General features: G+C 37.0%; 27 protein-coding genes and 1 pseudogene. 21 read left to right on the top strand and 7 right to left on the bottom strand.

What is annotated here, in order from left to right:
* Positions 1-71 precede the first annotated feature (71 nt).
* From abaQ to J576_RS13970, 3 genes are read left to right on the top strand one after another with little or no spacing between them, the layout of a single operon-like run.
* The gene (abaQ, locus tag J576_RS13980; RefSeq protein ID WP_025467875.1) at positions 72-1,376 is read left to right on the top strand and encodes a multidrug efflux MFS transporter AbaQ; all 1,305 of its coding nucleotides are present in this window, start codon (positions 72-74) and stop codon (positions 1,374-1,376) included.
* A gap of 10 nt (positions 1,377-1,386) precedes the next feature.
* The gene (gene araD1, locus J576_RS13975; protein ID WP_002050821.1) at positions 1,387-2,385 is read left to right on the top strand and encodes an AraD1 family protein; all 999 of its coding nucleotides are present in this window, start codon (positions 1,387-1,389) and stop codon (positions 2,383-2,385) included.
* Positions 2,386-2,396: 11 nt separating this feature from the next.
* Positions 2,397-3,971: an aldehyde dehydrogenase (NADP(+)) gene (locus tag J576_RS13970; protein ID WP_002050814.1), complete on the top strand. Its 1,575-nt coding sequence runs from the start codon at positions 2,397-2,399 to the stop codon at positions 3,969-3,971.
* A gap of 52 nt (positions 3,972-4,023) precedes the next feature.
* On the opposite strand, the gene J576_RS13965 is transcribed toward J576_RS13970, so the two are convergent.
* Positions 4,024-4,920, bottom strand: coding sequence for a hypothetical protein (locus tag J576_RS13965; protein ID WP_002050866.1), 897 nt, complete (start codon positions 4,918-4,920; stop codon positions 4,024-4,026).
* Between the two features lie 317 nt (positions 4,921-5,237).
* Here J576_RS13965 and J576_RS13960 point away from each other — a divergent pair, with 317 nt between their 5' ends.
* The 4 genes from J576_RS13960 to J576_RS13945 all read left to right on the top strand — a co-directional run bounded on the left by J576_RS13960 (position 5,238) and on the right by J576_RS13945 (position 9,335).
* Positions 5,238-6,068, top strand: a complete 831-nt coding sequence (locus J576_RS13960; RefSeq protein ID WP_000542615.1) for an alpha/beta fold hydrolase — start codon at positions 5,238-5,240, stop codon at positions 6,066-6,068.
* Positions 6,069-6,227: 159 nt separating this feature from the next.
* Positions 6,228-7,466, top strand: coding sequence for an NADH:flavin oxidoreductase/NADH oxidase family protein (locus J576_RS13955; protein WP_002050809.1), 1,239 nt, complete (start codon positions 6,228-6,230; stop codon positions 7,464-7,466).
* 15 nt (positions 7,467-7,481) lie between these two features.
* Positions 7,482-8,549, top strand: a complete 1,068-nt coding sequence (locus J576_RS13950; RefSeq protein ID WP_002050817.1) for a saccharopine dehydrogenase family protein — start codon at positions 7,482-7,484, stop codon at positions 8,547-8,549.
* 210 nt (positions 8,550-8,759) lie between these two features.
* On the top strand, positions 8,760-9,335 hold the full coding sequence (locus J576_RS13945) for a dihydrofolate reductase family protein (RefSeq protein ID WP_002050894.1): 576 nt from the start codon (positions 8,760-8,762) through the stop codon (positions 9,333-9,335).
* A 67-nt stretch (positions 9,336-9,402) separates the two neighbouring features.
* Here the strand turns inward: J576_RS13945 and J576_RS13940 are convergent, their stop codons facing one another.
* Together J576_RS13940 and J576_RS13935 are read right to left on the bottom strand one after the other, a co-directional pair.
* Positions 9,403-10,209, bottom strand: a complete 807-nt coding sequence (locus tag J576_RS13940) for a type 1 glutamine amidotransferase domain-containing protein (protein ID WP_033855639.1) — start codon at positions 10,207-10,209, stop codon at positions 9,403-9,405.
* Between the two features lie 76 nt (positions 10,210-10,285).
* Complete coding sequence (locus tag J576_RS13935; protein WP_033855638.1) at positions 10,286-10,702, bottom strand: MerR family transcriptional regulator; 417 nt, start codon at positions 10,700-10,702, stop codon at positions 10,286-10,288.
* A 156-nt stretch (positions 10,703-10,858) separates the two neighbouring features.
* Here J576_RS13935 and J576_RS13930 point away from each other — a divergent pair, with 156 nt between their 5' ends.
* A complete protein-coding gene (locus J576_RS13930) occupies positions 10,859-11,557 on the top strand; it encodes a type 1 glutamine amidotransferase domain-containing protein (RefSeq protein WP_002050820.1) in 699 nt (232 codons plus the stop codon).
* A gap of 70 nt (positions 11,558-11,627) precedes the next feature.
* Here the strand turns inward: J576_RS13930 and J576_RS13925 are convergent, their stop codons facing one another.
* Positions 11,628-12,647: an MBL fold metallo-hydrolase gene (locus tag J576_RS13925; protein ID WP_002050900.1), complete on the bottom strand. Its 1,020-nt coding sequence runs from the start codon at positions 12,645-12,647 to the stop codon at positions 11,628-11,630.
* Between the two features lie 142 nt (positions 12,648-12,789).
* A complete protein-coding gene (locus tag J576_RS13920) occupies positions 12,790-13,359 on the bottom strand; it encodes a TetR/AcrR family transcriptional regulator (protein WP_002050884.1) in 570 nt (189 codons plus the stop codon).
* 134 nt (positions 13,360-13,493) lie between these two features.
* Here J576_RS13920 and J576_RS19835 point away from each other — a divergent pair, with 134 nt between their 5' ends.
* From J576_RS19835 to J576_RS20085, 3 genes and pseudogenes are all read left to right on the top strand, one after another.
* A complete protein-coding gene (locus tag J576_RS19835; protein WP_002050877.1) occupies positions 13,494-14,018 on the top strand; it encodes a hypothetical protein in 525 nt (174 codons plus the stop codon).
* A 685-nt stretch (positions 14,019-14,703) separates the two neighbouring features.
* Positions 14,704-15,263 (top strand): annotated as a pseudogene (locus J576_RS20345) (TetR/AcrR family transcriptional regulator).
* Positions 15,264-15,388: 125 nt separating this feature from the next.
* The gene (locus tag J576_RS20085; RefSeq protein ID WP_002050887.1) at positions 15,389-16,186 is read left to right on the top strand and encodes a hypothetical protein; all 798 of its coding nucleotides are present in this window, start codon (positions 15,389-15,391) and stop codon (positions 16,184-16,186) included.
* A 90-nt stretch (positions 16,187-16,276) separates the two neighbouring features.
* Here the strand turns inward: J576_RS20085 and J576_RS13900 are convergent, their stop codons facing one another.
* Positions 16,277-16,729, bottom strand: a complete 453-nt coding sequence (locus J576_RS13900; RefSeq protein WP_002050892.1) for a putative periplasmic lipoprotein — start codon at positions 16,727-16,729, stop codon at positions 16,277-16,279.
* Between the two features lie 217 nt (positions 16,730-16,946).
* Here J576_RS13900 and J576_RS13895 point away from each other — a divergent pair, with 217 nt between their 5' ends.
* From J576_RS13895 to J576_RS13850, 10 genes are all read left to right on the top strand, one after another.
* Positions 16,947-19,565 carry a type VI secretion system Vgr family protein gene (locus J576_RS13895; RefSeq protein ID WP_002050840.1) on the top strand — a complete coding sequence of 873 codons (2,619 nt, stop codon included), beginning with the start codon at positions 16,947-16,949 and terminating at the stop codon, positions 19,563-19,565.
* Position 19,566: 1 nt separating this feature from the next.
* Positions 19,567-20,073, top strand: coding sequence for a DUF4123 domain-containing protein (locus J576_RS13890; RefSeq protein WP_002050818.1), 507 nt, complete (start codon positions 19,567-19,569; stop codon positions 20,071-20,073).
* A gap of 1 nt (position 20,074) precedes the next feature.
* Positions 20,075-20,500 carry a hypothetical protein gene (locus J576_RS13885; protein WP_002050891.1) on the top strand — a complete coding sequence of 142 codons (426 nt, stop codon included), beginning with the start codon at positions 20,075-20,077 and terminating at the stop codon, positions 20,498-20,500.
* On the top strand, positions 20,491-21,198 hold the full coding sequence (locus J576_RS13880; protein WP_002050880.1) for a hypothetical protein: 708 nt from the start codon (positions 20,491-20,493) through the stop codon (positions 21,196-21,198). The genes J576_RS13885 and J576_RS13880 overlap by 10 nt, the downstream gene beginning before the upstream one ends.
* A gap of 8 nt (positions 21,199-21,206) precedes the next feature.
* The gene (locus tag J576_RS13875) at positions 21,207-21,704 is read left to right on the top strand and encodes a hypothetical protein (RefSeq protein ID WP_025467878.1); all 498 of its coding nucleotides are present in this window, start codon (positions 21,207-21,209) and stop codon (positions 21,702-21,704) included.
* A gap of 90 nt (positions 21,705-21,794) precedes the next feature.
* Positions 21,795-22,298, top strand: a complete 504-nt coding sequence (locus J576_RS13870; RefSeq protein WP_002050870.1) for a DUF2247 family protein — start codon at positions 21,795-21,797, stop codon at positions 22,296-22,298.
* A gap of 70 nt (positions 22,299-22,368) precedes the next feature.
* Entirely contained in the window at positions 22,369-22,848 is a 480-nt protein-coding gene (locus J576_RS13865; protein WP_002050823.1) for an SMI1/KNR4 family protein, read from the top strand.
* A 103-nt stretch (positions 22,849-22,951) separates the two neighbouring features.
* On the top strand, positions 22,952-23,413 hold the full coding sequence (locus J576_RS13860; RefSeq protein WP_025467880.1) for a hypothetical protein: 462 nt from the start codon (positions 22,952-22,954) through the stop codon (positions 23,411-23,413).
* Between the two features lie 464 nt (positions 23,414-23,877).
* Positions 23,878-24,018 carry a hypothetical protein gene (locus tag J576_RS19825; RefSeq protein ID WP_002050829.1) on the top strand — a complete coding sequence of 47 codons (141 nt, stop codon included), beginning with the start codon at positions 23,878-23,880 and terminating at the stop codon, positions 24,016-24,018.
* Positions 24,019-24,260: 242 nt separating this feature from the next.
* Entirely contained in the window at positions 24,261-25,394 is a 1,134-nt protein-coding gene (locus J576_RS13850; protein ID WP_002050861.1) for an OmpW/AlkL family protein, read from the top strand.
* A gap of 104 nt (positions 25,395-25,498) precedes the next feature.
* On the opposite strand, the gene J576_RS13845 is transcribed toward J576_RS13850, so the two are convergent.
* Positions 25,499-26,839 carry an MFS transporter gene (locus J576_RS13845; RefSeq protein ID WP_002050847.1) on the bottom strand — a complete coding sequence of 447 codons (1,341 nt, stop codon included), beginning with the start codon at positions 26,837-26,839 and terminating at the stop codon, positions 25,499-25,501.
* Positions 26,840-26,844 lie beyond the last annotated feature (5 nt).

Raw genomic sequence — 26,844 nt, 5'->3', positions numbered from 1 at the left:
ATATTTTGAATTGAAAGGATAATTTACGAGCAAGATGCTCTATAAGTAAATAATAGGAAATGGAGTCGAACATGGATTTCGAAAAGGATGTAATACGGACGGTCACGTTTAAGCTGATACCTGCATTAGTCATACTATATCTGGTGGCATACATTGATCGGGCCGCTGTCGGATTTGCCCATTTGCATATGGGTGCCGATGTAGGAATTGGTGATGCTGCCTATGGTCTAGGAGCTGGCTTATTTTTTATTGGATATTTTCTTTTTGAAGTTCCAAGTAATTTGCTTTTAGACAAATTTGGTGCTCGTAAATGGTTTACCCGCATTTTATTAACATGGGGCCTCATCACCATGGCCATGGCGCTTATTCAAGGCCCTAAAAGTTTTTATCTCTTACGGTTTTTACTTGGTGTAGCAGAGGCGGGTTTTTTCCCTGGTGTTTTATACCTAATTACGCAATGGTATCCGGTGCGGCATCGCGGAAAAATTATGGGAATGTTTGTGCTTTCACAACCGATTGCCATGATGATTGCAGGGCCTTTAGCGGGTCTATTACTTGGAATGGATGGCATTGCAAATTTGCACGGCTGGCAATGGTTGTTTGTTGCAGTTGGCTTGCCTGCAGTTTTATTGGCTTTACCTACATTTCTGTGGCTGCCCGATAACATTGATAAAGTAAAGTGGTTAAGCCTTGAACAAAAACAATGGCTTAAAACTGAACTTGTTAAAGATGAAGCTGAATATGACCAAACCCGACATGCCAATCCACTACATGCCTTAAAAGACAAACGCGTACTTTTATTAGCACTCTACTATTTACCGGTAACTTTAAGTATTTATGGTTTAAATCTCTGGCTTCCTACCATTATTAAGCAATTTGGCGGAGGTAGTGATATTCAAATTGGGTTCTTATCTAGCATTCCCTATATTTTTGGAATTATTGGACTTCTCATTATTCCACGTAGTACTGACCGCCTAAACGATCGTTATGGACACTTAAGTTTTCTGTATGCACTAGGTGCTTGTGCAATGTTTTTAAGTGGTTGGCTAAATTCTCCAGTTATGCAGTTGGCAGCTTTGGCTGTAGTTGCGTTCTGTCTATTTTCATCGACTGCCGTGTTTTGGACACTACCGGGTCGTTTCTTAACGGGTGCAAGTGCAGCAGCTGGTATTGCCTTAATTAACTCTGTTGGAAATTTAGGTGGCTATGTCGGTCCATTTGGGATCGGACTGTTAAAAGAATACACGGGAAATATGGCTGCTGGTTTGTATTTCTTATCTATCGTCATGCTTTTTGGCTTGATTCTGACTTACATCGTCTATGTCAAGCTCGAACGCCAAAAAACACAAACAGTGAATATTCAAAAGCCTTTGTAAGGAATAAAACATGCAAATTATTCAATTTGAGAATCGTGCAAATCAACGTGCCGTCGCGAAAGTAGAAGGCAACATGGCATATCCGGTTAAAGATATTCAATCGGTTCGTGATTTAGCACTTTTAGCAATCCGCAATAAAGTTTCACTGGAACAACAAATTGAGGCGTTAGGGTTTGAGTCCGAAACTTATGATTATTCATCTTTATTAGCAGATTTAAAGGTACTGCCGCCTTTAGACCATCCAGATCCAACGCATTGTTTAATTTCCGGTACAGGTTTAACCCATTTAGGTTCTGCATCTGCACGAGACAAAATGCATCAACAAAATTTAAGCGATGACAGCTCGGTGACTGACACCATGCGAATATTTCAATGGGGTCTACAAAAGGGGCGTCCAGCCGAAGGACAGATCGGTGCACAACCCGAATGGTTTTATAAAGGCGACGGTTCAATTGTGGTAAGACCGGGAGCTGAATTACCTTTACCTTCATTTGCTGAAGACGGCGGCGAAGAACCTGAAATCGCAGGCCTCTATGTTATTGGAGAAGACCTAAAGCCTTACCGAATCGGGTTTGCGCTGGGCAATGAATATTCTGACCATGTAATGGAGCGTCGTAATTATTTATATTTGGCCCATTCAAAATTACGTTTTTGTAGTTTTGGTCCAGCTTTACGGACAGGCGAATTACCAAAACATTTAGTCGGAACCAGCCGTTTGCGCCGTGATGGACAAATCATTTGGGAAAAAGAGTTTTTGTCAGGTGAAGACAATATGTGTCATAGCTTGGCAAATCTCGAATATCACCACTTTAAGTATCAACAATTCTTAAAAGCAGGCGATGTTCATATCCATTATTTCGGTACAGCGACTCTATCTTTTGCCGATGGTATTCAAGCGCAAGTTAATGATGAGTTTGAAATAGAAATGAAAGAGTTCGGTCATCCACTCAGAAATAAACTTGCTCATATGCAACCTGAGTTACCGATCGGTTCAGTTATTACTCTCTAAGGAATATAAAAATGGTCATTGGACACAACTTTATTGGCGGTTCACGTAGCGCACAAGGTACAACCTTATTAAAAAGTATTCATGCTACGACTGGTGAAGCTCTGCCTTATGAGTTTCACCATGCAACCGAACAGGAAGTGAATCAGGCCTGTGCAGCAGCCAGTCAAGCGTTTAAGACTTACCGCCATACGTCTCCTGAACAGCGTGCTGTTTTTCTAGAAAATATTGCCGATGAACTCGATGCATTGGGTACAGATTTTCTTGAAATTGTCTCACAGGAAACCGCTTTGCCACTTGCACGCTTACAAGGTGAACGTGCCCGTACCAGTGGACAAATGCGTTTATTTGCCAAAGTGTTGCGCCGTGGTGATTTTTTAGGTGCCCGTATTGATACTGCTTTACCTGAGCGTCAGCCTTTACCTCGACCAGACTTGCGCCAGATTAAAATCGGTGTAGGCCCTGTTGCAGTGTTTGGGGCAAGTAACTTTCCTTTAGCATTCTCAACTGCGGGCGGTGACACTGCTTCGGCACTAGCGGCTGGCTGTTCGGTGGTAGTAAAAGCCCATAGTGGGCATATGGCGACAGCAGACTTTGTAGCTCAGGCAATTGAGCGTGCGGTCGAAAAATCAAATATGCCAAAAGGTGTGTTTAACATGATTTATGGTAATGGCGTAGGTGAACCTTTAGTGAAGCATCCTTTAATTCAGGCTGTGGGTTTTACAGGTTCACTGCGTGGCGGACGAGCTTTATGTGACATGGCCGCAGCCCGTCCACAACCGATTCCTGTGTTTGCTGAAATGAGCAGCATTAACCCGATGTTAATGCTGCCCGAAGCCTTAAAAAACCGTGGTGAAAAAATTGCACAGGACTTGGCAGATTCAGTGGTTTTAGGCTGTGGTCAGTTCTGTACCAATCCGGGTTTAATTTTAGGTATTAAATCGGTCGAATTTAGCCAGCTCATTAGCAACCTGACTGAAATTATGGGCGCTAAGACTGCACAAACTATGCTGAATGCCGGCACCTTAAAAAGTTATACCGCTGGTCTTGAGCACTTAACCCAGCATCAAGGTATTAAGCATTTGGCAGGTCAAACTCAACAAGGCAATCAGGCACAGCCTCAACTGTTTAAAGCGGATGTTGAGCTTTTACTGGCGGGGGACCAGCTTTTACAGGAAGAAATCTTTGGGCCAACCACAGTCATTATTGAAGTTGAAGATAAAGCCCAACTCATTCAGGCGCTACAAAGCATGAATGGTCAACTGACTGCGACTTTAATTGCCGATGAAGCTGACTTAACCGAGTTTGCAGATGTAGTGCCAGTTTTAGAGGAAAAAGCCGGTCGATTACTTATAAATGGCTACCCAACGGGTGTTGAGGTCTGTGATGCGATGGTACACGGCGGGCCATACCCAGCCACTTCAGATGCAAGAGGCACCTCAGTTGGAACCTTGGCCATTGACCGTTACTTAAGACCTGTTTGCTACCAGAACTATCCGCAAAGTTTATTGCCAGAAGCCTTAAAAGACAGCAACCCATTGCAGATTTTAAGACTGGTGAATGGTGAGATGACTAGAGAAGCAATCTAAAAAATAAAAAGAGACCATATGTTGGTCTCTTTTTGTATTTCGAATAATAAATCTATAGCGGAGTAGGCAAATTAAGGACGACTTGCGCATCTTCTATAACATCTAAACGCAAAATTTTTGAAGCACCTAGTTCATTTAATAGCTTTGTTAAAGGGCCTTCGTTTTTCACAAGTCGTACTTTCTTTGGAAAAAGTTTTTGCGCGAAAGAAAGAATGTTTGATTGAACCTCTGTCTGGTGCCATTTGCCATCAACAATATGTAGCATGGTTGCTTTATTAATATGTGTTTCAGAGTCAACATGTTTTAAAGGGGGGACAGCAGTCTCTAAACTTAAATCTAACTTACCATTAAGATCAAAAATATTGGCTTGAACGCTTTTTGAGTTAATGTTCACGTCAATTTTAGTTAGCCATTTCGGTAATTGATAACCATATACACCCCGCACTCTGGCAATTTCTGTATCGACAGGTAACGCTAAAACATGTGCATAAAAATGACGTTGGCGCATCGATTTCATTAGTTCTGCAATATGTGGCCCATGCGCATTAGGCTTGCGTACCACAATCGCAATCGACACTTCGTTATAAGGGTCATTGTCACAAACCGAATAGGTAAAGAACGTAACAGCGACCAACCCATAACCCGGGAAGGGTTGTAATGGTGTTAAGTCAGCAGGAAGTTTTGCTTTAATCTGTTTAATAGGTGCAAGCATCAGCAGTTGCACATTTGCGCTACGATAATAAAAGTTGGGTGCCCAAACAGGACCTACACGGGACTCCACAATTTTTTTAGGAATATGACGGAAAAAGTCGATATTACCAGCAGCAGGGTCTTGAGCGACTTCATCTAAATCGGGATTCATTCTAAAACGGTCATAATAACCACCTTTAGGTACTTTGATTTTTTGTTGTCCAAATTCAACCTCAGTAAATTGTTGTTTTATATCCATGAAAATTCACCTTTACATTAATTGACCGAGTATCTAATGCTGTCCATATGAAGACGTGTTAATTTAGAACCACTACAGAAACTATAAGTTTAAAGTTCACTTTAAAGTCAAGATTTTAATTTTGATGGCTAAAGGCTTTGACATTTAAATGAAATAAAAAAGGGGAAAGATGAGAAGAGTTTAAGGCCGTGCTTTCATATAAATTTTATTTTAAAAATACAATTAAAGTAATTGACCTTAAAGTTAACTTTAAGCTTAGTATCAATATTCAAATTTTATAACCAATCTATAAGTAGTTTTTTAGCAGGAGAACAAAGATGGGATACGTAACGACAAAAGACGGTGTAGAGATTTTTTATAAAGATTGGGGACCACGTGATGCCCAAGTTCTATTTTTTCATCATGGTTGGCCTTTGAGTTCAGATGATTGGGATACACAATTGCTTTTTTTCCTTAAAGAAGGTTTTCGTGTAGTTGCTCATGACCGCCGTGGACATGGGCGTTCGAGTCAGGTATGGGATGGTCATGATATGGACCATTACGCAGATGATGTTGCAGAAGTGGTTAAACATCTGAACATTAAAAATGCAATTCATATTGGCCATTCAACAGGTGGTGGTGAAGTGGCTCACTATATTGCACGTCATGGTCAAGAAAACGTTAAGAAAGCTGTTCTTGTCAGTGCAGTACCACCACTTATGGTTAAAACTGAAAATAATCCTGAAGGTTTACCAAAAGAAGTTTTTGATGACCTTCAAAATCAGGTTCTCACAAACCGTGCACAATTTTTCCGAGACCTTCCATCTGGCCCATTCTATGGTTTTAACCGACCAGATGCGAAACCATCTGAAGGTATTATTGCTAACTGGTGGCGTCAGGGTATGACAGGCAGTGCAAAAGCACATTACGATGGTATTGTGGCATTCTCACAAACTGACTTTACCGAAGATTTAAAGAAAATCACTATTCCTGTTTTGGTATTACATGGTGACGACGACCAGATCGTGCCTTATAAGACGTCTGGTGTGAAATCTGCTGAGTTACTTCAAAATAGCCAACTCAAAATCTACCCAGGTTTTTCTCACGGTATGTTAACCGTAAATCATGAAGTGATTAATGCGGACTTATTGGCATTTATTCGTGAATAATTTAAAACTATAAACTTTAAAAAAGGGGCCTATTAAGTGCCTCTTTTTTATTTATAAGAAGTTGAAATTAAAAGTAATAAAGAGAGAAATAATAAAAGGTATTGACATTAAAGTTAGCTTTAATCTTAAAGTAAAGCCATACTGAATGAGGTCATTCCAATGAAAGTGTTCGAAAAATTAGTATTCCCAAATGGCTCATATGTTCCTAATCGTATTGCTAAAGCGGCAATGGAAGAAAATATGGCTGATTTAAACCATGCACCATCAGAAGAATTAATGCGTTTATATCAGGCTTGGGCAAATGGTGGCGTAGGTCTAATCATTACCGGAAATGTGATGGTAGACCGCCGAGCGATGACTGGACCGGGCGGCGTAGTGCTTGAAGATGAAAAGCATCTAGATACTTTCAAAAAATGGGCACAAATTAGCCGTTCCAAAGGTGCTCAGGTTTGGCTTCAAATTAACCATCCGGGTCGACAAATGCAAGCTAACCTAGGTCAGCAGACTTGGGCGCCATCAGCTATTTCACTAGATCTTGGCAAAATGTCAAATCGCTTTAACACACCAATTGAAATGACTGAATCCATGATTGCAGAAGTGATTCAGCGTTTTGCAAACACGGCACGTTTAGGTGAAAAAGCAGGATTTACTGGTGTGGAAATTCATGCAGCGCATGGATATTTATTAAGCCAGTTTCTTTCTCCACTGAGCAATAAACGCCAAGATCGTTGGGGCGGTTCTTTAGAAAACCGCGCTCGTATTTTAATTGAGATTGTGGAAGCGGTTCGTAAAGTAGTTTCACCACAGTTCACGGTTGCAGTGAAACTAAATTCAGCCGATTTCCAGCGTGGCGGTTTTAGCGCTGAAGATGCTCAGCAAGTGGTTAAAATGTTAAATGAGCATGCGGTTGATTTAGTTGAACTTTCAGGTGGTAGCTATGAAGCGCCTGCAATGCAAGGCCAAGCACGTGATGGTCGTACACTTGCTCGTGAAGCTTACTTTTTAGAATTTGCACAAGAAATTCGTAAAGTTGCCAAAATGCCTGTTATGGTGACAGGTGGCATACGCCGTAAACAAGTGGCAGAAAAAGTAATTGAAAGTGGTGTAGATATGGTCGGTATTGCCACAGCTTTAGCGATTGAACCTAATTTGCCAAATGCTTGGAAACAAGGCCAAAATATTTCACCTGAACTCAAGCCAATTACATGGGAAAATAAAACATTGGCTTCACTTGCCAACATGGCTGTGGTCAAATTCCAGTTACGTAATTTAAGTGCTGGTAAAAAAACAAAACCAAATGTTTCACCAGCTTGGGCTTTAATTTTGCAACAATCAGCGATGTCATGCCGTACTCGCCAGTATAAAAAAGGCATGCGTAACTATTCATTTGCTTCTTAAAAAGTGAGTTGTGTTATGACAAATCTGAATGATTCAAACTGGTTAATTTATGGAGCAAATGGCTACACGGGCGAATTAATCGCTCGTGAAGCTGAACGCCAAGGTCTAAAACCGACTTTGGCTGGCCGTAACAAAGCTAAGGTTGAAGCACTTGCTCAAGAGTTGGGGCTTGGTTATAAAGCTTTTGGACTTGATAACGTAGATGCAATACGTGAGCAACTTCAAGGTTTTAAGCTGGTTATGCACTGTGCAGGGCCATTTTCAGCGACATCGAAGCCTATGAAGGAAGCTTGTATAAATGCAGGTGCTCACTATTTAGATATTACGGGTGAAATCGCTGTATTTGAACTGGCACAGTCACTGAACAGCCAAGCCGAAAAAGCCGATATTGTGCTTTGTCCGGGTGTCGGTTTCGATGTCATTCCAACAGACTGTGTTGCTGCTGCCTTGAAAGAAGCACTGCCAGATGCGACCCATTTAGCGCTTGGTTTTGACTCTAGAACAGGGTTTTCACCGGGTACAGCCAAAACAAGTACAGAAGGCATGGCCGAAGGTGGAAAAATTCGTAAAAACGGAAAAATTACCACTGTTCCGTTAGCACATTATGTCCGGACTATTGATTTTGGTGATGGTAAAAAAAGTGCCATGAGTGTTCCTTGGGGAGACGTATCGACAGCATTCTATACAACCGGCATTCCAAACATTGAGGTGTTTGTACCTGCATTTCCTAAAATGATTTTTGGCGCGAAAATGCTGAACTATGTACGCCCAGTATTAAAAATCAATGCTGTGCAGAAGTTTATTAAGTCACGTATTGAAAAAACGGTTGTGGGGCCAAATGAGGAGCTTCGCGCGAAAGTACCTACCTATGTTTGGGGCGAAGCAAGAAATGCACGTGGGGAAATCAAAACTGCCCGTATTCAAACGGAAAACGCCTATAGTCTTACCGTAAATAGCTCACTGGCTGTGGTGAATTATTTACTCAAAAATACCGTTAAAGGCGGTACATATACACCCGCAAAACTGATGGGGTATAAGCTAGTGACCGAGCTGCCGGGTTCTGGACCGCTAGTCATTACTTAACCAAGCCTTTATTAAAACAGTATGTTTGTAGATAACCCGAATAAGGAGCCATTCTTGTTCGGGTTAATTATATATTTTATAAATATTTCAGGAGGATATAGAGCTATATAGATACAAGAAAAATCAGAAAACAAAACACTCCATAAGACATCATTTAAATTGAATATACTAAAAACGATAAATCTTTTTCATAACAAAGGAATGAGAATAATGAGAAAACTCATACTGTTTCTACATGCATCGCTTGATAGTTTTGTCGAAGGACCAAATGGGGCAATGGACATAGGTTGGATTGCTTATGATGCTGATTTGGCAAATCATGCAAAAGAAATCTTGAGTACTGCCGATACGGTAATTTGGGGACGTGCGACTTACCAGATGATGCATAATTATTGGCCAACCATGCTTTCAAACCCCGAAGCTTCGGGGCATGAACGAAATCATGCTGAGTGGATTGAAAAGACTGAAAAAATCGTTTTTTCAACAACCTTAGATACAGTTGAATGGAATAATTCCAGACTGGTCAAAGACCATGTTGAAGAAGAAATTAATAAGCTCAAGCAGCAACCGGGCAAGGATATGGTGATTTTGGGGAGTCCACGGTTTGCACACTATCTAATGCAACTTGGTTTAATTGATGAATATAAAATTACGGTTTCGCCCGTTTTAATTGGTAGTGGCTTGCCACTATTCCAAGGTATTCAACAAAAGACCAATCTTAAACTTATTGAAAATAAAACCTTTGCTTCTGGTGCGATAGCTCTTCACTATCAAAAGGTTGGTTAATTTTTTCTATAATATTTATATGAGAAAGACGAATTACAAGGCTAGTCTGTAATTCGTCTTTTTAGATTTATTTCATGCTGCTTAAACGTTTAACGACTGCTTCGGCAATTTCTTTACTCGACTGAGGGTTTTGTCCAGTAATAATTCTGTCGTCTGAAACCACATATGAGGTAAACGGAATAAATGCTTCTTTATATTTTGCACCACGTTCAATGAGTCCATTTTGTAAAGAAAATGGAACTTGAGACTTAATACCTGAAAGTGTTTCTTCTATATTTGCAAAACCCGTAACAGTTCTACCTGCAATTAACGGTTTGCCATTTTCATCCTGTAAAGGTAATAAACCTCCTACACCGTGACAGACTGCTGAAACGACTCCACCTTGGCGATAGATCTGTTCGCTAATGTTTTGCAAAGCTTTATTATTTGGGAAATCCCACATGGTGCCGTGCCCACCCGTATAGTAAATGGCTTTGTACTGGGTAGGATTAATCGCGTTCGGAGCTAATGTTGTTTTTAGCCGTTGCATAAATGCTGGGTCGGCTAAATGCTGACGGGCAGATTTGTCTAAGTAAATAGACTTTAAGCTACGTTCATCTAGAGGCACTTCACCACCTAAAGGGCTTACAAAGTCCATTTCATAGCCGGCAGCTAATGCAACATCATAAAAATGGGTGAGCTCGGTTAGCCAAAGTCCTGTTTTATCTGAACGAGAAGGGTAAGCCGAGTGATTAGTCATTACGACTAAAATTTTTCCATTTGTTTTTGCAAGGCTTTGAGCTTTATCTGAACCTGCGGCATAAACCACATTTGTAGATAAAAGAATGGCAAAAATAATGCTTAACCAACGTTGAAAATTCCACACTTTAAACATCAGAGGTTCCTCATTTATCACCTGTGATCCATCGTATGTTTAAAGTGTACTTTAAGGTCAATAGAATTCTATAAGTTTATGGCGTTTTTGATTTATCGTAATAGAGATTCATAAGGCGTTCGGCATTTTCTTCACAGGTAATTTCATCGGGATTGTTATTAATTGCTTCAATCATAGTGAGTAAATTTTGCTTACTGACTTTAAGCTTTTGTTCTAAAAGTTCGATTTCTTGAATTTTAGATTCAAGTGTTTGGATGAGTGCGTCATGGTTCCAAGTAGTCACTTTTGACGGTAAAAATGATTTAATTTCTGCTAAAGAAAAACCAACTTGCTGGGCCTGTTGAATTAAAGAAAGTTGCTTTAAATCGTTATCGGTATATTCACGATAACCATTCGACTTTCTTTTTGCTTTAGGCAAGAGTTTGATTTGCTCGTAATAACGAATTGTAGGGGTACTTAAACCACTTAGTTTCGATAACTCGCTAATATTCATAGCCACATACTCTATTGACATTCAAGTTAACTTTAGACTTATAGTTACTTAAAATCAAGGTTCATAACTTTACCAAGCACACACTTTCAGTAACAGCTTTCTATGCTTTGATAGATGAAAGAATAGAATTATAAATATGAAAAATGAGGTGAAAAAATGTCTAAACGCATATTACATGTCGTGACCAATGTTTCACGCTACAAGGATGTAGATGAGCCGACAGGACTGTGGTTAGGAGAGCTCACCCATGCTTATGATGAGTTTGAAAAGCAAGGTTATGTGCAAGATATTGTCAGCCCAAATGGCGGAAAAACCCCAATCGAGCCTAAATCGCTTGCGCCTTTGGTTGCAGATAAATCTGTTAAAGCCAGAGAAAAAGACCAAGCTTTTATTACTTTGTTAGCAAATACTTTTAAGCCTTCCGATATTCATTGGCAAGATTATGACGTGATCTATTACACGGGTGGTCACGGTGTGATGTGGGATTTTTTAGATAATCCTGAACTGCAAGAAATCACCAAAAATATTTATGAAAAAGGTGGGATTGTTTCGAGTGTATGCCACGGTTATTGCGGTTTGCTTAACGTCAGACTTTCAAATGGCAAACGTTTAATAGAAGGTAAAAAATTAACTGGCTTCGCATGGAGTGAAGAGGTTCTGGCAGGGGTAGCGAAAAAAGTGCCGTACAATGCCGAAGAGCTCGCTAAAGAATATGGCGCTCGTTATGAAAAGGCTTTTATTCCTTTCGCGCCGTATGTCGTTCAAGATGACAATTTGATTACTGGTCAAAACCCGTTTTCAGCTAAAAAGACAGCTTTAGCGATTATAGAAACGCTTGAAAAGAGTGCTTTGTGAAAATTATTCAAAGTTATAAATAAGATAAGCCGAATACTGCAAATGGAGTGTTCGGCTTATTTTTATCGAACTATGAACGCCACCAATAATTTTCAACATTCGGCTCGTTTAAGTTCAAAATTTGTCCCATTTGCGGTGTGCTAATGGCTAAATTATTTTCATGAGCCAAACCTACAATCCGTTCAAACGGATCGTCCCAAGCATGAAGCGCCAAGTCAAAAGTACCATTATGTACAGGCAACAAATGACGTCCTTTTAAGTCTAAATGTGCTTGTAAAGTTTGCTCTGGTTGCATATGAACATCGGGCCATTCAGGGTCATAAGCACCAGTTTCTAACATGGTCAAATCAAACGGACCATAACGATGTCCAATTTCTTTAAACCCGTCAAAATATCCCGTGTCACCGCTAAAAAACACACGTAAGTCATTATCAATAATCACCCACGACGCCCAAAGCGTTGCATTGCTATCGCCCATACCACGGCCTGAAAAATGATGGGCAGGGGTAGCGACCAGTTCAAGTCCATCTACATGCGTGGTGTCCCACCAGTCGAGTTGTCGAACTTTCTCTGCTGGAATTCCCCATTTAATAAGGGTATCGCCCACACCAAGCGGCGTTAAGAAATGTTCAACTTTATCGTTAAGCTGCATAACCGCATGGTAGTCGAGGTGGTCGTAGTGGTTATGCGACAAAATCACACCTTTAATCGGTGGTAAGTCTGCAATGCTAATCGGTGGCTGGTGAAAACGTTTTGGACCAATCCATTGAAAAGGTGAAGCACGTTCAGAAAAAACAGGGTCGGTTAACCAAAACTCATTTTGCAGTTTTAACAAAATGGTTGAGTGGCCCAAACGAAATAGAGAGCGGTCAGGCGCACTTAATAATTGTTCTTTGGTTAAGCTTAAAACAGGAATTTCTTTGTTAGGTACAGTGTCTTTTGGTTTGTTAAAAAGAAACTTCCACATAAGTTGAAGTGTTTTGCCAAAAGAAGGCTTGTGTTGGTTCGGACGCGTATTTCTAAATTTGCCATTGTGCTGTTGAGATGGCATTAGGGGAGAAGGCAAGTCTGTTGTGTTTGAAATCGTCATCTTGTTTTTCCTTATTTGGAACAAACCTATATGTACAAATAAGAACTTGGGTTAAGTGCTTATTTTAATTCATTTAAATGAGTATTTACTCACTCATTAATTGGTTTAAAAATAAGGACGCCGTGCATCCTTACTCTTTTATCTATATTGAAACGGCATGCCAAAACGCTTCAAAGCCAGATTTGCGATAACGCTCGGCTTGAGAAGGGTCTTGGGCAATAAAATTAAGTGTAACTTCGGCAAGCGCACCTAAAATCGAAGCAATAAATAACGGTGGATAATCTCTTAATTTGCCATCGTTAATACGTTCTTGAATGTTTTGAGTAAAATCACAAAAGGTTTGCATACCAATTTGTTTGCTTTGCTCAGTAATTTGTTCCGATGTTGAAAGCTGCGCCATGACTTTACGTTTAAGGGGAGCTTCTAAACTCCAGTCCAAATAGCTTTGCCAGATATGCGACATTTGTGTTTGTAAGTCTGAGTCGGTAGGGTAACCAAGCATCATGACCTGACGTAGCTCGGCCTTGAGCGAAAGATATAACTGATTAAGCAATTCTTCTTTATTACTAAAATAGGTAAATAAAGTGCCTTCTGCCACGCCAGCAACTTTAGCAATTTTTGAAGTAGACGCACGTTCGCCAAGCTCTGCTAATGTTTCGATAGCAGCGCTTAAAATTGCATTACGTTTATCTTCACTACGAGGACGAGCCATATACAAACAGATTAATTGAGTGATTACTCAATCATAAACAAAAATAGAAAAAATGCAAGCTAAACAAAAATACCAACTTAAAACGATAGCTAACCGTTATGATCTTATGCTTGGCTGTTGGGGAATGAAATTAAATGAAAATTTTTACTGTTGACCAAAATAGTGCTTTAACGCGCTATGCAGGACAAAGTCTGGTTATTAAATTTGATGACGGAAAAATACTAGAGATCAATGACAGCCAAGAACCTTTAGCCGCGTTCCCTGAAGGCATTCTTATATGGAGTGGTCGTGCTCCGAATCAAGAGCCTATAACCGATTTGCAGTTTTCACAACTAAGCATTACGCCAGTTGCTAGTAATGGAATTATTATCGCGCCATACCAAGAACAAATAGTGACAGCTATAAGCCTGACTATGTTCGTTACCGATGAAAATGCGCAATTACTCCCAATTAAAGAAAAAAATGTTGTGATTGAGCTTAAAAGTGGAAAAACCATAGAAGTACTCGAAGACTATGCTAAAAAAGGCTTGTTGGTCTGGGGCGGGCGTGAACCCATTTCAGGACTTTCTATCGAACAATTGAAAGAAAGAACTGAAAGCCTAGGGATTTATCCTATGGCTAGCAATGTCATTTATTTATTTCCATTTAAGTTGTCATAAAAGGTTCAAAGAGGGCGAAAAGAATTGATAATTTGGGCAGTACTTGGGTAGGGACAGGAGTAGATCGTTTTGTTTTATGCATTTTTATAAATAAAAAATTAACAATAAATTTTAACTATTTATCCTTACTTTTTAATGATCTAATTTAAAGCAAATGTCATTTTGTATGCTTGACTGTAAGTGACTTGGATACTATCCTTTGCGGGCTGGCCTACATTGCCAGTCGGTTTTGACGGACCGATGATTCGACCACATCAGGATTATTTCTTCTGAGGAGTAGTCTTGTGTGCACACCCGTTCCCTCCCGTAGCGGTAGGACGGGAGTGGGACACCTTCGGGTGTGCTGGATGTCGAACCCAGTCCGTCAACCTGCTTCCGTTCTGCCACCATAATTTATAATGTTTCGGCAGAACTCCCAAAAGAAGGAGTTGGCTATGCACATTCATAAATTATTGGCAGTCACTGTCAAAAACTATCTCGACACCACTTAAATCAATTTAAAGCAGTTTGATTGCCTATAGGCTTTTCAGGCTTTAAATCATTACGTCTAAAACTTAGCAACAATAAAACTTGAGATGTGCCAAGCACAGTCTTTACGGCTTTGCTGTGCCTTTTTTTCTCCCAGAAAAGGCACAGGCTTTTTAAATCTCTTTTAGAAACAACAAGAATTTATAACGGTAAAACTATGCAAAATTTAAAAACTTCTTCCAAAAAATTACAGGTTATTCATACTGCCATACGCCTATTTGTTACTTACGGTTTTCACACAGCGGGCGTAGACCTGATTGCTAAAGAAGCCCAAATTACCAAATCCACCTTTTATAAATATTTTGGCTCAAAAGAAGGTTTAATTGAAATGTGCATTGCCTTTCAAGAAAGCTTGCTCAGAGAAGAAGTGCTCTCCATTATTTACTCAGGCCATTACCGCACTTCAAAAGAGAAACTTAAAGAAATTATTAACTTACATGCCAACTTTAATAGCCTGTACTACCTTTACTTAAAGCCTTTTTTGAAATTAAAATCGCTTACCCACAGGCTTACCGTATGGCAATAGAGTATAGAAAATGGTTGCTTCATGAGATTTTTGACCTGATTTTTAGTTTAGAAACTCATGAGTTAAAACCTGACGCCAATTTGGTTTTAAATCTAATAGATGGCTTGATGTTCCAGATTTTAAGCTCAAACAGTTTGGATGAAAGGGATATGGTGGTTGAGCGGTTTTTTGGGGGAGAGAGGCGCAGTTAATTAGTCCTGTTTTTAAAATGGGAGTAAACTGCCAATTAATCAATAAATTTTTTGAAAAATATAGAAATTTAACAACTTAGAGTAATATTATTAATGAATAAATTAAAATATTCTTGAGCATTAATATGACAATTAAAACTACTTTTACATTTGTCGGTTTACTTCTGGCTAGCAATTTCTATATATCTTTTGTTCATGCAGGTGTAGCAGTACGGGGATATTATCGCAAAAATGGAACCTATGTAAGTCCACACATCCGTTCTAACCCAGATGGACGACTTTATAATAATTGGAGTACAGTTGGTAACGTCAATCCATATAATGGAAAGGTAGGTACAAAAACTACATCTTCAAGTGGCAGTTATCCTTATAATTATACTCAACCAAATACAATTTATGATCAGTCATCTTCTAGCAATCAAAATGAAGTTCCAAAACAAACTGTAGATGAGAATTTAAAAAAAGATAGTAGAGAAGTAGCTCATTACAAAACAGATCTTGTCCCACAGCATATTAAGAATGAATCTATTGCAACTTATCTTTCGACAAATAAAGCTGAAGAAAAAAATATTATCGAAAATGATATTACATGGGTATTTTTAACTAAAAACAATTCAGATGCTACGTATATTAGGCCTGGTGTACGTGAACATTATAGTGATGGATACCCCATAATTTCTATGATGTTTACTGGAGTTATGAAGCCCAATGGTCGTCCCACTTGGTTAGGTAAAAGATTCATTAAAATGAAAATAAACTGTAATACTCAACAAGCGGCATTGGTAGCGGATGCTGTCATTAACTCGGATGGCACTGTTGTTAAAGATATAATTTATAGAGAGAAAGATAACGTAAAATGGGGAGAAATTAGTATGTTTTATAATACAAAAGACTTTTTTAAAGTGGCAAAAGTATGTAACTAATTTTAGCAGTTTATTGTCAAACAACTAATGGTAAGTAATAGAAAGAAGAATAACTAGTAGTTACGCTTCTTTTCTTTAGAAAGCTACTTTTTATAAACAAGGATGATCAAAAATTTCCTTGCCCTCTTTTTTCAAAGCTTCTTGCCACTTTGGTTGTTGTTCCTTGAGCCATTTATTTAAATCAGGCTCTTGCTCAATACTATGCTTTACAGCTTTTATATAAGTTGGGTTATTAACAAACTTACTCATTAAACATAAAGTATTTAAAGCAACAGGTCTCACAGACTTTTCAAGTTTGGACTCTGCACTTGCTTGGTCATCATATCTTTTTAATAAACCAAGTTTAAATAATGCATCATCATACAATTGTTTGGTTAAAGCTGTAGGAGCTTCTTTTGGAGCTAAAGCATAAGTACCTGCATCAAGATTGAAGACAGTAGGCAAAAAGGTAGCTTGAATATCTAGTTCTTCTTGTGGGGTTGGTTTAGCACTACAAGCAGTAATAAAAATAGGTAAAAGGCAAATTAATAAATATTTCTTCATTGGAAAATCATTAAATATTGTTAAATCAGGTAAAATATTGGCATTACTACCTGAATACTAACATTATTGAAAAAATAAGAAAAATATTATATTATTACGTCATGTATTGAGATATATAAGAAACTTAATCAAGTTTCAAAAGCATGAAAATTAAGAGTATTTTATATACCTTTGTGTTTTTCCCGTATTTTATTTTTAATAAAGGTCATAATAAATAATGTTCAATAGTATTTTTAGTATTCTTGATAAATTAGGTTATGGAATACAAAAACGCGCTATTAGTATTCATTTTTCAAATATGCAACTCAATTCTCAAATTATGTTGCAACGTATTGATGGCTATCATGGTATCAATGAGGGTTTATCCGCAGAACTTATTTGTTTATCAACCAATCCGTATATTGAACTTAAACAATTTATAGGGTGCCAAGTAGCAATCGATCAAATCACTGATTCAGGTAAATTATTTAGAACAACAGGCATAATTACAGGTGCTAGTCAGGGACAAAGTGATGGTGCTTTTAGTCTTTATCGCTTAACTATGCAGGATCCCACAAGTTTATGGCATAAAAGACGTAATAGTCGCGTATTTATGAATAAAAGTGTAGTTGATATTGTAGAAATTATATTCAAAGAGTGGCAGACCAAAAGTTCATTATTTGCAGCTAGTTTAAAACTTGATACAAGTGGCTTAACCAAATCTTATGATATAAGACCTTTTTCCATGCAGGCCAATGAAAGTGATTACACCTATCTAACAAGATTAATGCGTGAAGAATCTATTAACTGGCTTATAGATGAATCAAATTATATTACTACTAATAATAGTGGGGACATAGAATCTCAAAAGCTGAGATTAATTGATGATAACTTTCAATTTAAGTCACTTGATCGAAGAACAATACGCTATCATCGTTCAAATGCTACAGAGCAATATGACAGTATCACTAGTTTTATTGCAGAGCGTCATTTACAACCGACTGCTATTCATGTGCAACGTTGGCAAGCAGACAGTTTAAGTCAGCAAGATGGAAGTGGCTCAATTGTGAGCTCACATAAACATAGTTCACAAAGAGACAATGAAAGTCTGAGTCTGGAACAAGCGTGGAGTTTATCTCCATCATGGATTAGTGATCTTAAAGGTGAAGATCAAGCTACAGTATCAAGTAATGATCAACTTGATAAATTAAATAGACATCTTAGCCAATATCAAGCTCTGCAGGCTAAATATTTTACAGCGCACAGTAGTGTACGCGATGCACAGGTTGGGTACTGGTTTCAGTTAGTTGAGCATCCCGAGCTAGATAAAAACCACGCTGAAAATGATAAGGAATTTTTAATACTATCCAAACATTTTTACAATCAAAATAATCTTCCAAAAGACATACAGGGTCAAGTCGAAAAATTACTTACTCAGAGCCATTGGCAAATTAGTCAAGATAGTGAGCAAGAAAGACAAGCCAATGAGCTGATAGTAGTTCGTAGAAGTATTCCTGTTGTTCCTGAGTATGATCCACTCGAACATAGGCCTATTGCACATGTACAAAGAGCCAAAGTTACTACTGATGGTGAGGAAATCCATGTCGATGAATGGGGGCGTATTAAAGTTCGTTTCCTATTTACCCGTGCAGATGATCATGCTCATGATGGCGGTGCAGGTTCCAATGATATAGATACTGACTCAGCTTGGGTTGATGTACTTACCCCTTGGGCTGGGGAAGGCTATGGTACGCGTTTCTTACCGCGTAAAGATGAAATTGTTGTGATTGATTTTTTTGATGGCAACATAGATCGTCCTTTTGTCACTGGTCGTATTCATGAAGCCCAACGAACACCTACTAGATTTGATATTAAAGGAAAATTGCCAGAGACTAAGAAACTAAGTGGCATTCGTTCTAAAGAAGTTGATGGAGAAGGTTATAACCAACTTCGTTTTGATGATACAACAGGACAGATTAGTGCTCAGCTCCATAGTAGTTACGGCGCAACCCAACTGAATTTAGGAAACTTAAGCCATCCTAAAGAAACCGCAGAAAGTGATGGAAGAGGTGAAGGATTTGAGTTAAGAACTGATAAATGGGGAGCTTTAAGAGCTGGAAAAGGTTTGTTAATTAGTACTGCTGAACAAGCAAACGCTACAGACGTACAATTAAATATTCAAAATTTATTATCACAGTTATCAGAATCTTTAAATCAATTACAATTATTAGAAAAAAATGCGCGTACAAGTAAAGTTTTTCAAGATGAAAATTACCAAATTAGTTTAGATTTAATTAATCAGACTGAAAAAACTTTAGAAAAGTTCACGGAGCCCAATATTTTAATGAGTTCAGTTAACGATCTTATTTCTGTGAGTCAAGGCAACCAGACTCATGTAGCAAAAGATAATATAAAATTAATTGCTGGTAAGCAATTTGATATAAGTTCTTCTGGTGAACTTACAGCGCAATCTGCCAAGGGGCTTAGCTTATATACACAAGATAAAGGCGTAAATCTGTTTGCTACAAAAGGTAATATTAAAATACATGCTCAAAATGACGAGTTAGAATTAGCTTCTTTAAAAGAGTGTAAAATTATAAGTACAGAAAACTCAATAACTTTAGCTGCAAAAAAAGAAATCATGCTCACTTGCGGTGGTGGTTATATAAAAATAAAGTCTGATGGTTCAATAGAAATTAACAGCCCCGGTCTGGTCGAGATAAAGTCATCTCAAACTAAGTTCACAAAAGGGGTAAAGCATAATTTTCCGCTTCCTAACATTTCTAGTAAGATTTGTGTTTCATGCTTATTAGATGCTGCTAGAAAATCACTACCATTTGTTCATAGAGAAATTTGATATGAAAAGTATAGAACTACTTGAGCAAATATCTGAGAATAATTTAGAAACTAATTTTTATTTACTCATTGATGCAGCGAAAGAACCTTTATTTATAAAAAAATGGCTGAAAAAGATGCCTCAAAAGAAAATTGTTCAGATTGGTAACTTGTTTGAGGGAACTATAGATGAAACTACTCCATTAGAAGTTTCACCCTTATTAGTACGTATAAATTCTGAATTGAAGTATGAAATTGAAACGCAATTATTAATGAATAATGATTCTGAAATGTTTTCTATTATTGAAACAACTCTATCTAAATATGAATTAATTAATCATTTGCAGCCTTTTTTACAAGCAGAATTACCAAATGGTGAGTTAGCATTGTTCAGGTTTTATGATCCATCCATCGTAAGAATTTTAAATAAGATGTTAGATGAAGAAAATTTTGTTTTATTAACTACTCCAATTAAGAATTGGTGGTATCAGAGTTCAGATAATAATTATTTAAGTTTAAAGAGTAATTGATATGGTAATTGAATTTACGCAAGAACATTTAGATGCTTTTCTTGATGATCGTGAAGAAACACTAGCATTATGGAATTGGAATCGATTAAAGCAATTGTATAGTGATTTAGCAGAAAAAAACTTTGGTAATGATGAAGTAAAAGGTGTTCAATTTCTTATTGTTGCTCAAAAAAGAATTAGAAAATATCTTAATGGTATGGAAAATAATGAGGATTATAATAAGTGGAGAGCAGCGTATGGAGAAATCTGTTTTATTTTAAATAAAAATAATATTGATGAGGATCCTTGGAACCGTAGTCTTCTTGAAGAGCGGTTATGGCCTCCTTTTTTAGCAATTGATATTTTAGCAGGAGTGCTAGAAAGTAGTTTAAATAATTCTGCTAGTCAAAAGTTCTATGCTTCATTGGAGAGCCATAAATGGGAGTAGCAATTGATGCGGGCTCATTTGGCGGTTGGGGTGTAGCTGCAGAAAAAGTTGGTGAAGCTGCGAAAGTTGGGACTAGAGTTAATCCTATTGGCGTATTGTTGACAGGTTTATTTACACCATCTGAGCTAGCTGATGGAACAATTACAGGAATGTTAAATCGACAAATTGATATGGCTACTACAGATATTGAGGATAGTAGATCAACTATTACACAAGCTGAAAAAGATAAGGCTTTACAAGCTAGTCAAGCTAAATCGAAAGAGCTTGAAAGGTCATGCAATAGCTCTAATAAAGAATGTAATAAAGGGCAACATAATGGACGAATTCAAGCCCAGAATGGAAAGAGAATGATCGTCACAGCTACTGAAGCTGGAAGTGTGTGGACCAATCATCCTTTTCCACCCCCACTTATTTTATGTAAACAATATGCGCTTTCTATGCGTATAGCTATGTTAAAACTTGAAGGGCACAGTAAACCAGATACTAAAATTAAAAGTCCTATTGATTATCATCAAGGAGCTACAAAAGCATATAAAGCGCAGGTAGCTTGGATGGAATCAAAAACACCATATGGAGTTACTGTTGGAAAGCATTCTTTTAGTTTTAGTGGTAAGCATTATATTGGTGTAATCCCTCCAACTGATGATTGCCGAAGAATCGATTTAGATGTCCTTAAGGGTGAAATTTTAAAAGGTTAAGTAAAATTATGATAGTTTCAGTAAATGTAGTAAGTTTTTTTAAAAATCATCCGAAGTTTCCATTTTTATACTGGCACAAGAATTATGATGAATATACTGCTATGTATCTTTGCTTAACAAATTTATTAAAAGCATATATACCTGAAAAAGATAGAAATGACTGGACTCATGCATATGATTTTATCGATTTTAGGCGCAATCCTGATGGTGAGGTAGCCTATCCTTTAATGTGTATTAATAGCAAACTAGAACTTGTAATAAATTTAGGCCCAAGAAAATTAGATGAAAATGAAATTGATGAAAATTTCTTTTCTGTACAAGTGAGTAGAGATGATCGATGGGGGGATAAGTGGATGGATAATGCACCCGAGGATGAATGGTATAATGAAATATCTATAATGTTTGATTTTAATAATGCTGCATCTTTAGAAAAAATTGATTCTATACTAAATAAAATTATGCAAAAAAAGTTAAGCTACAATGAGTTATTAATTTTAGAAGAATAAGTTTTAAGGATGATTACTACTTTTTATATTGAATAGACTATAAAGAGTAGAATCATAGTTATTTTTAACCATTTACCAAAAGTTTATTAGATGAATTTATATTCAATACCTGCTGATTTTATCAATGAAAAGGTGAACCTTTCATGGTGTGATATCAAATGGGGCTATGAAAATAATCTGATTACTTCGGAACTGCCAATCAAAAAAGCCGAAAATATTATATTAACGGAGATCTATACTAAGGCCGAGCTTGAGTTGTCATTCCTTATACCCACTGAGTCAAATGACATCAGTTCTTTTATTTATGAATTATGTCCAAATTTTAAAGAAGATGAATATGAGACCATTAGTCAAAAATGGTTATATGTAATTCTTAGCTGGCTCTGGCTTAATCGAGAAAGTTTTGAAGATCCTTTAGATGAAGTAGAAAGTATTTATACAGATTTTGATTGTCCAGCCGAAATGGATAATTTTATTAAATATATGCCTCCTACGGATGGATATAATCCATCATTGTATTCTTATGCAGAAAATATTAATCGCTTAATGAAGAATTGGGAAAATTACTTACAAAAAAGTGCTCTAAAGTACTAATAAAGCACTATGCGATTTATGAAGCTTAAGAATATTAGGAAAATTTTTTTAAATACTGGAGTACCATCAAATGCTACAAGATATTGGGGATCAGTATCCAAATGGCGCAATTAATAAAGAAATTATTGAAAATTTTGCAGCTACCTTAGAGGTAACATTTCCGCCAGAATATGTTGAACTTATTTCTCAACATGATGGAATTTATCCTGAAATTTCTAGCTTTGACTATGTTGACACTGATGGTGAGCTAAATATCAGTACAGTAGAGTTAGGAGGATACTCGCATGAACCTCGAATAGAAGGGATGCAATTTCCCGAAGGTGATGATGACTATGAGGGAAAATTAATAGGATTTGGATCTACACCTGGTGGAAATTTTATTTGTTTCGATTACAGATTCCCTTGGATCAAAGATCAACCTAAGATTGTGCTTGTTTTACACGATGAATTCTATGATTCTGGAATAAATGAGGGTAAAAGAAAGATTTTATATCTAGCTGATAACTTTGTACATTTTATAAATTCATTACATGAATTTATTGAGTATTAGCAATCTACAATGGTTTTTTAATTTTTAAATAATACTTTATCTAGCAGAGTGCAGTAGTTGAAAAATAACAGTTTGAAGACAGCGTGAATGTTAAAGGTTACTAATGATTTTATATGTCTGTAGTTATGTAATAAGAAACCTTTTTTTATCAGAGTCAAGAATTGGTGTAAAAGAAATGGGTTGGGAGAAATTATCAAATATAGTCAAGAATGTTTATGCTGTTGGTGGGAGTGTCATTATTCATAAAACAGATGCTGATTATTCTGAAGAGTCTGGACGATTAGCATATAGTGATATTGATAGCTACAGCATGGTTTGTGATTCAAAATATGGTTATTTATTTGGATGCAGTATTAGTGAAAATGAAGAATATCCTGAAGGTACTTATTTGCGCCTCGTGAATAGAAAAGCTAAAGATCCTGAAGAAGTTTATGTTTTTGAACCATATGAGGATGAATGGCAAGCAAAATATGTTAATCAAGATTTAGAACTGGTATTAAAATTATTCAAAGATATTTATGAGCACGGTGAATTATCATTTGAGGCAAAAATAATATTTAAGTAATTAAATTATTTTTTATTAAGCATTTAATGATACGAAGATTAGAGGTATAATTAAAAAACCAGCCTTAAGTAGCGCTGGTTTTTTTAATTGCTGCCTATTAATATTTATAAAAACTAAAAATAGAAAAACTGATTTTTTATAAACTTCAAAATATAAACCACTTTTTGAATCCTATAAGCTTTCGATAAAGTCGGCATCTCTTTCCAAATACAACACAGTCATGATACCAATAAAGGTAAGAATCCATAACCGTAAGAGGGTAATAGAATAAATACTAAGTTGAGTGAAAGTGGACTAAACGTCAGTAAATTTTACTATTTTTATAAAAAAAGCTCATAAAGATGTTGGCTTTTTTTATTACACATTGCTTAAAAAATATACAGAAACCTCTCTAAAACGAGTTGGAACGCTACAAACGCGGATGTTAAGTTGAAGTCCACTCTTCCCAATAAGTGAGGTGAGCAATGAAATTGTTAGCTTTGATTAGCATGGGAGTTGCAGCGAGTTATTGGTATAAAACTATAAAAGATAGCAAGCCAACTCTTCTGAAACCTAATTTTGATGAAATCGTAAAAAACTTTGTATTAGCAGAATTTAAAGTCTAATGCATATTCTTAAATTTAGTTAAATAAAAAGCTCATCGGAAGATGGGCTTTTTTTCAATCTATCATTTCCATACAAAAGACATTTATATTGTATATTTTTCAATCAATTAAAATATATTAATTAAAATTAATATATTGTTTTATAATACTTTTTATCGGAAAATTTTACCAAAAGTTCAAAAAATCTTTATTTTAAATGATGAGGTTAATGGAAACCTCTTAAATAAAATAAAGGAAATAAAATGGATATTTTAAAATTAATCGGCGGGAATCTGCTCGCTGTGGCTTTTATAACGGGAACACAGACAGCACATGCAGAATTTAAACGGTTTTCCGTATCTGCTGGATGGTTGCATGTCATGCCACAAGGAAAGGCAAATCCATTCAACATAAATACTGCTGTAGCAAATGGAACTACTGCCAAAGTTGGAACTATTTCTACTTCAGCATTTATGAAATCAATAGACCCTAATGCAAAATTATCAACGGGTGAAAATGCTAAAGAAATTCTTGATATGGTGTTTAGTCATCCAGTCGATGAAAATGGCAATCAAGAGCAGTCGGTTGGTCAACTATTAGGACTCGTAGATGAAAATGACATGGTTTCATCTGATATAACAGGTACGGCAACTATCAAAGGTCTAGAGCAATGGGAAGGAAAAGGTACAGGGCTTGAAGCAGAAGATGTAGATACATTGGGCTTAATGTTCAATTACTATATTAACGAGAACGTGTCTTTACAGTTAATCGGTGGGATTCCTCCAAAAGTTGATATTAAGGGGAAAGGAGAAATCAACGCGCCGTTATCTGGTTTTGCAAATCCTGAAGGGTTAGCAGCTTTAGTAATTGGAGATAAACTAGATTTGCTGCAAGATATTCCAATCACCAATCTTGGTAATAAATCGAAAGCTGCTACGGTACGTGCATGGACTCCAGCATTAGAAGCCCAATATCAATTCGGTAAGTCTGGTGTAAATAAGTTTAGACCCTATATTGGTGCTGGTGTTATGTATTCACGCTTCTCCAATATTAAGTTAAACGACCAAATCAACTCAGACTTAATTGCTGCGGGACACATGATTCAGAATGTGCTAGACAATAATGCTGGAGCTGCGTTAGATGGTAAAACCTCAAGTGCAAACCCTTATGTTCGAGTGAAAACGACTGATGCGATTGCTCCAATTGTGAGTCTAGGCGCTACTTATGACATTACACCAAATTGGTATGCTGTTGGTTCCGTGTCCTATGCAAAGTTAAATAACCGAGCAAATATTGATGTGATTGATAGCAAAACAGGTAAGCAGTTAATTCATGCATCAACCAAAGTTGATATTGATCCTTTAATTACTTATTTGGGTGTGGGTTATCGCTTTTAATATTTTTCTGTAAATCAACCGTATTCATTACGGTAAAAAAAGCCCTGCTAAATATTGATTATTAGCAGGGTTCGATTAAAGAATGAGAGCAAATAAATGATTACCTAAACCACTTTTTGAACCTTTTGTGCTTTCGGCAAAGTTGGTTTTCTTCCTAAATACAACGCAATCACGGCGCCAATAAAGGTAAGAATACATAACGGTAGAAGTGAAACAGGGAAATTACCTGAGTAATCTTTCACTATGCCCATAATAGAGTTCATAAGCCCCGTACCAATATGCGCAATGGTATTTACCGCTGCAATACCTACAGCCACTAAAGTAGGCGGTAAGCGCTCAGAAACCAATGCCCAGAAAGGACCTTTAATGGCATAGTTACCCATCAAAACGAGTGAGAATAAAAGTAAGCTCAAGGTTAAAGATGAAGTAAAAATAGTAACGAGCAAACCAAAACTCGTTACAAACAATGGAATAGCTGTGTTGAGACTCTTATTACCACTTTTATCGGCATGTACGCCCCAAACAATCATGAAAGCGGCAGCTAAACCAAACGGAATCATATTTAAAAGACCAGTCTGCATAGCAGTTAAATGGAAAGCTTTTAAAATCTGAGGCATCCATAATGATAAAATATTGCTCGTTGCAGAGCTTCCTGCATAAATAATTGCGAAGAACCATAAATATTTATTGGTAATCAGAAGCTTAAACTTACTCTTTTTCTGTTCGGCACTGTCTTGTTTTTCAGTATTTAACTGTTGGTTTTTTTCAAAAGTTAAGGTACTCGATAGCCATTCTCTTTCCTCAGAACTTAACCATTTAACATGATTCGGTTTATTTGGAAGCCAAACTAAACATAATATGCCAAGAAGAATTGCAGGCAATGCTTCAAAAATTAAAAGCACTTGCCATCCACTTAAACCAACTAAACCATGTAAGCCCAACAGTAAGGCAGATAATGGTGAACCAATAAAATTAGATAAAGGAATGGCAACCATAAATACGGCAACAATTCGAGCCATATATCGTTTAGGGAACCATAGGGTTAAATACAGTAATACACCAGGAAAAAATCCGGCTTCGGCAGCACCAAGTAAAAACCGTGAGATTGCATATGAAATAGGGCCAGTAATGAAGGCGGTACAGCAACCGACAATGCCCCAAGTAATCATGATTCTGGCAATCCAGATACGTGCACCTAGCTTTTCCATGGCCATATTACTTGGAATTTCAAATATGACATATGCAATAAAAAATAATGTCGCACCAAAACCAAAGGCAGTCGCGGTTAAACCAATTTCTTGATTCATGGTTAAAGCGGCGAAACCAATGTTTACTCGGTCAATATATGAGATGAAATAACAAAGAATGAGGAAAGGAAGAATACGAAAAGAGAGTTTACGGATCGTTGACTTTTCTACTTCCGATATAGATATATCATTTTTCATACATA

This window comes from Acinetobacter sp. 766875, assembly GCF_000582055.1.
GTDB classification, from domain to species: Bacteria; Pseudomonadota; Gammaproteobacteria; order Pseudomonadales; family Moraxellaceae; genus Acinetobacter; species Acinetobacter nosocomialis.
The sequence above is the reverse complement of the archived record's forward strand: the minus strand, read 5'-3'. Positions and strand labels throughout refer to the sequence as shown.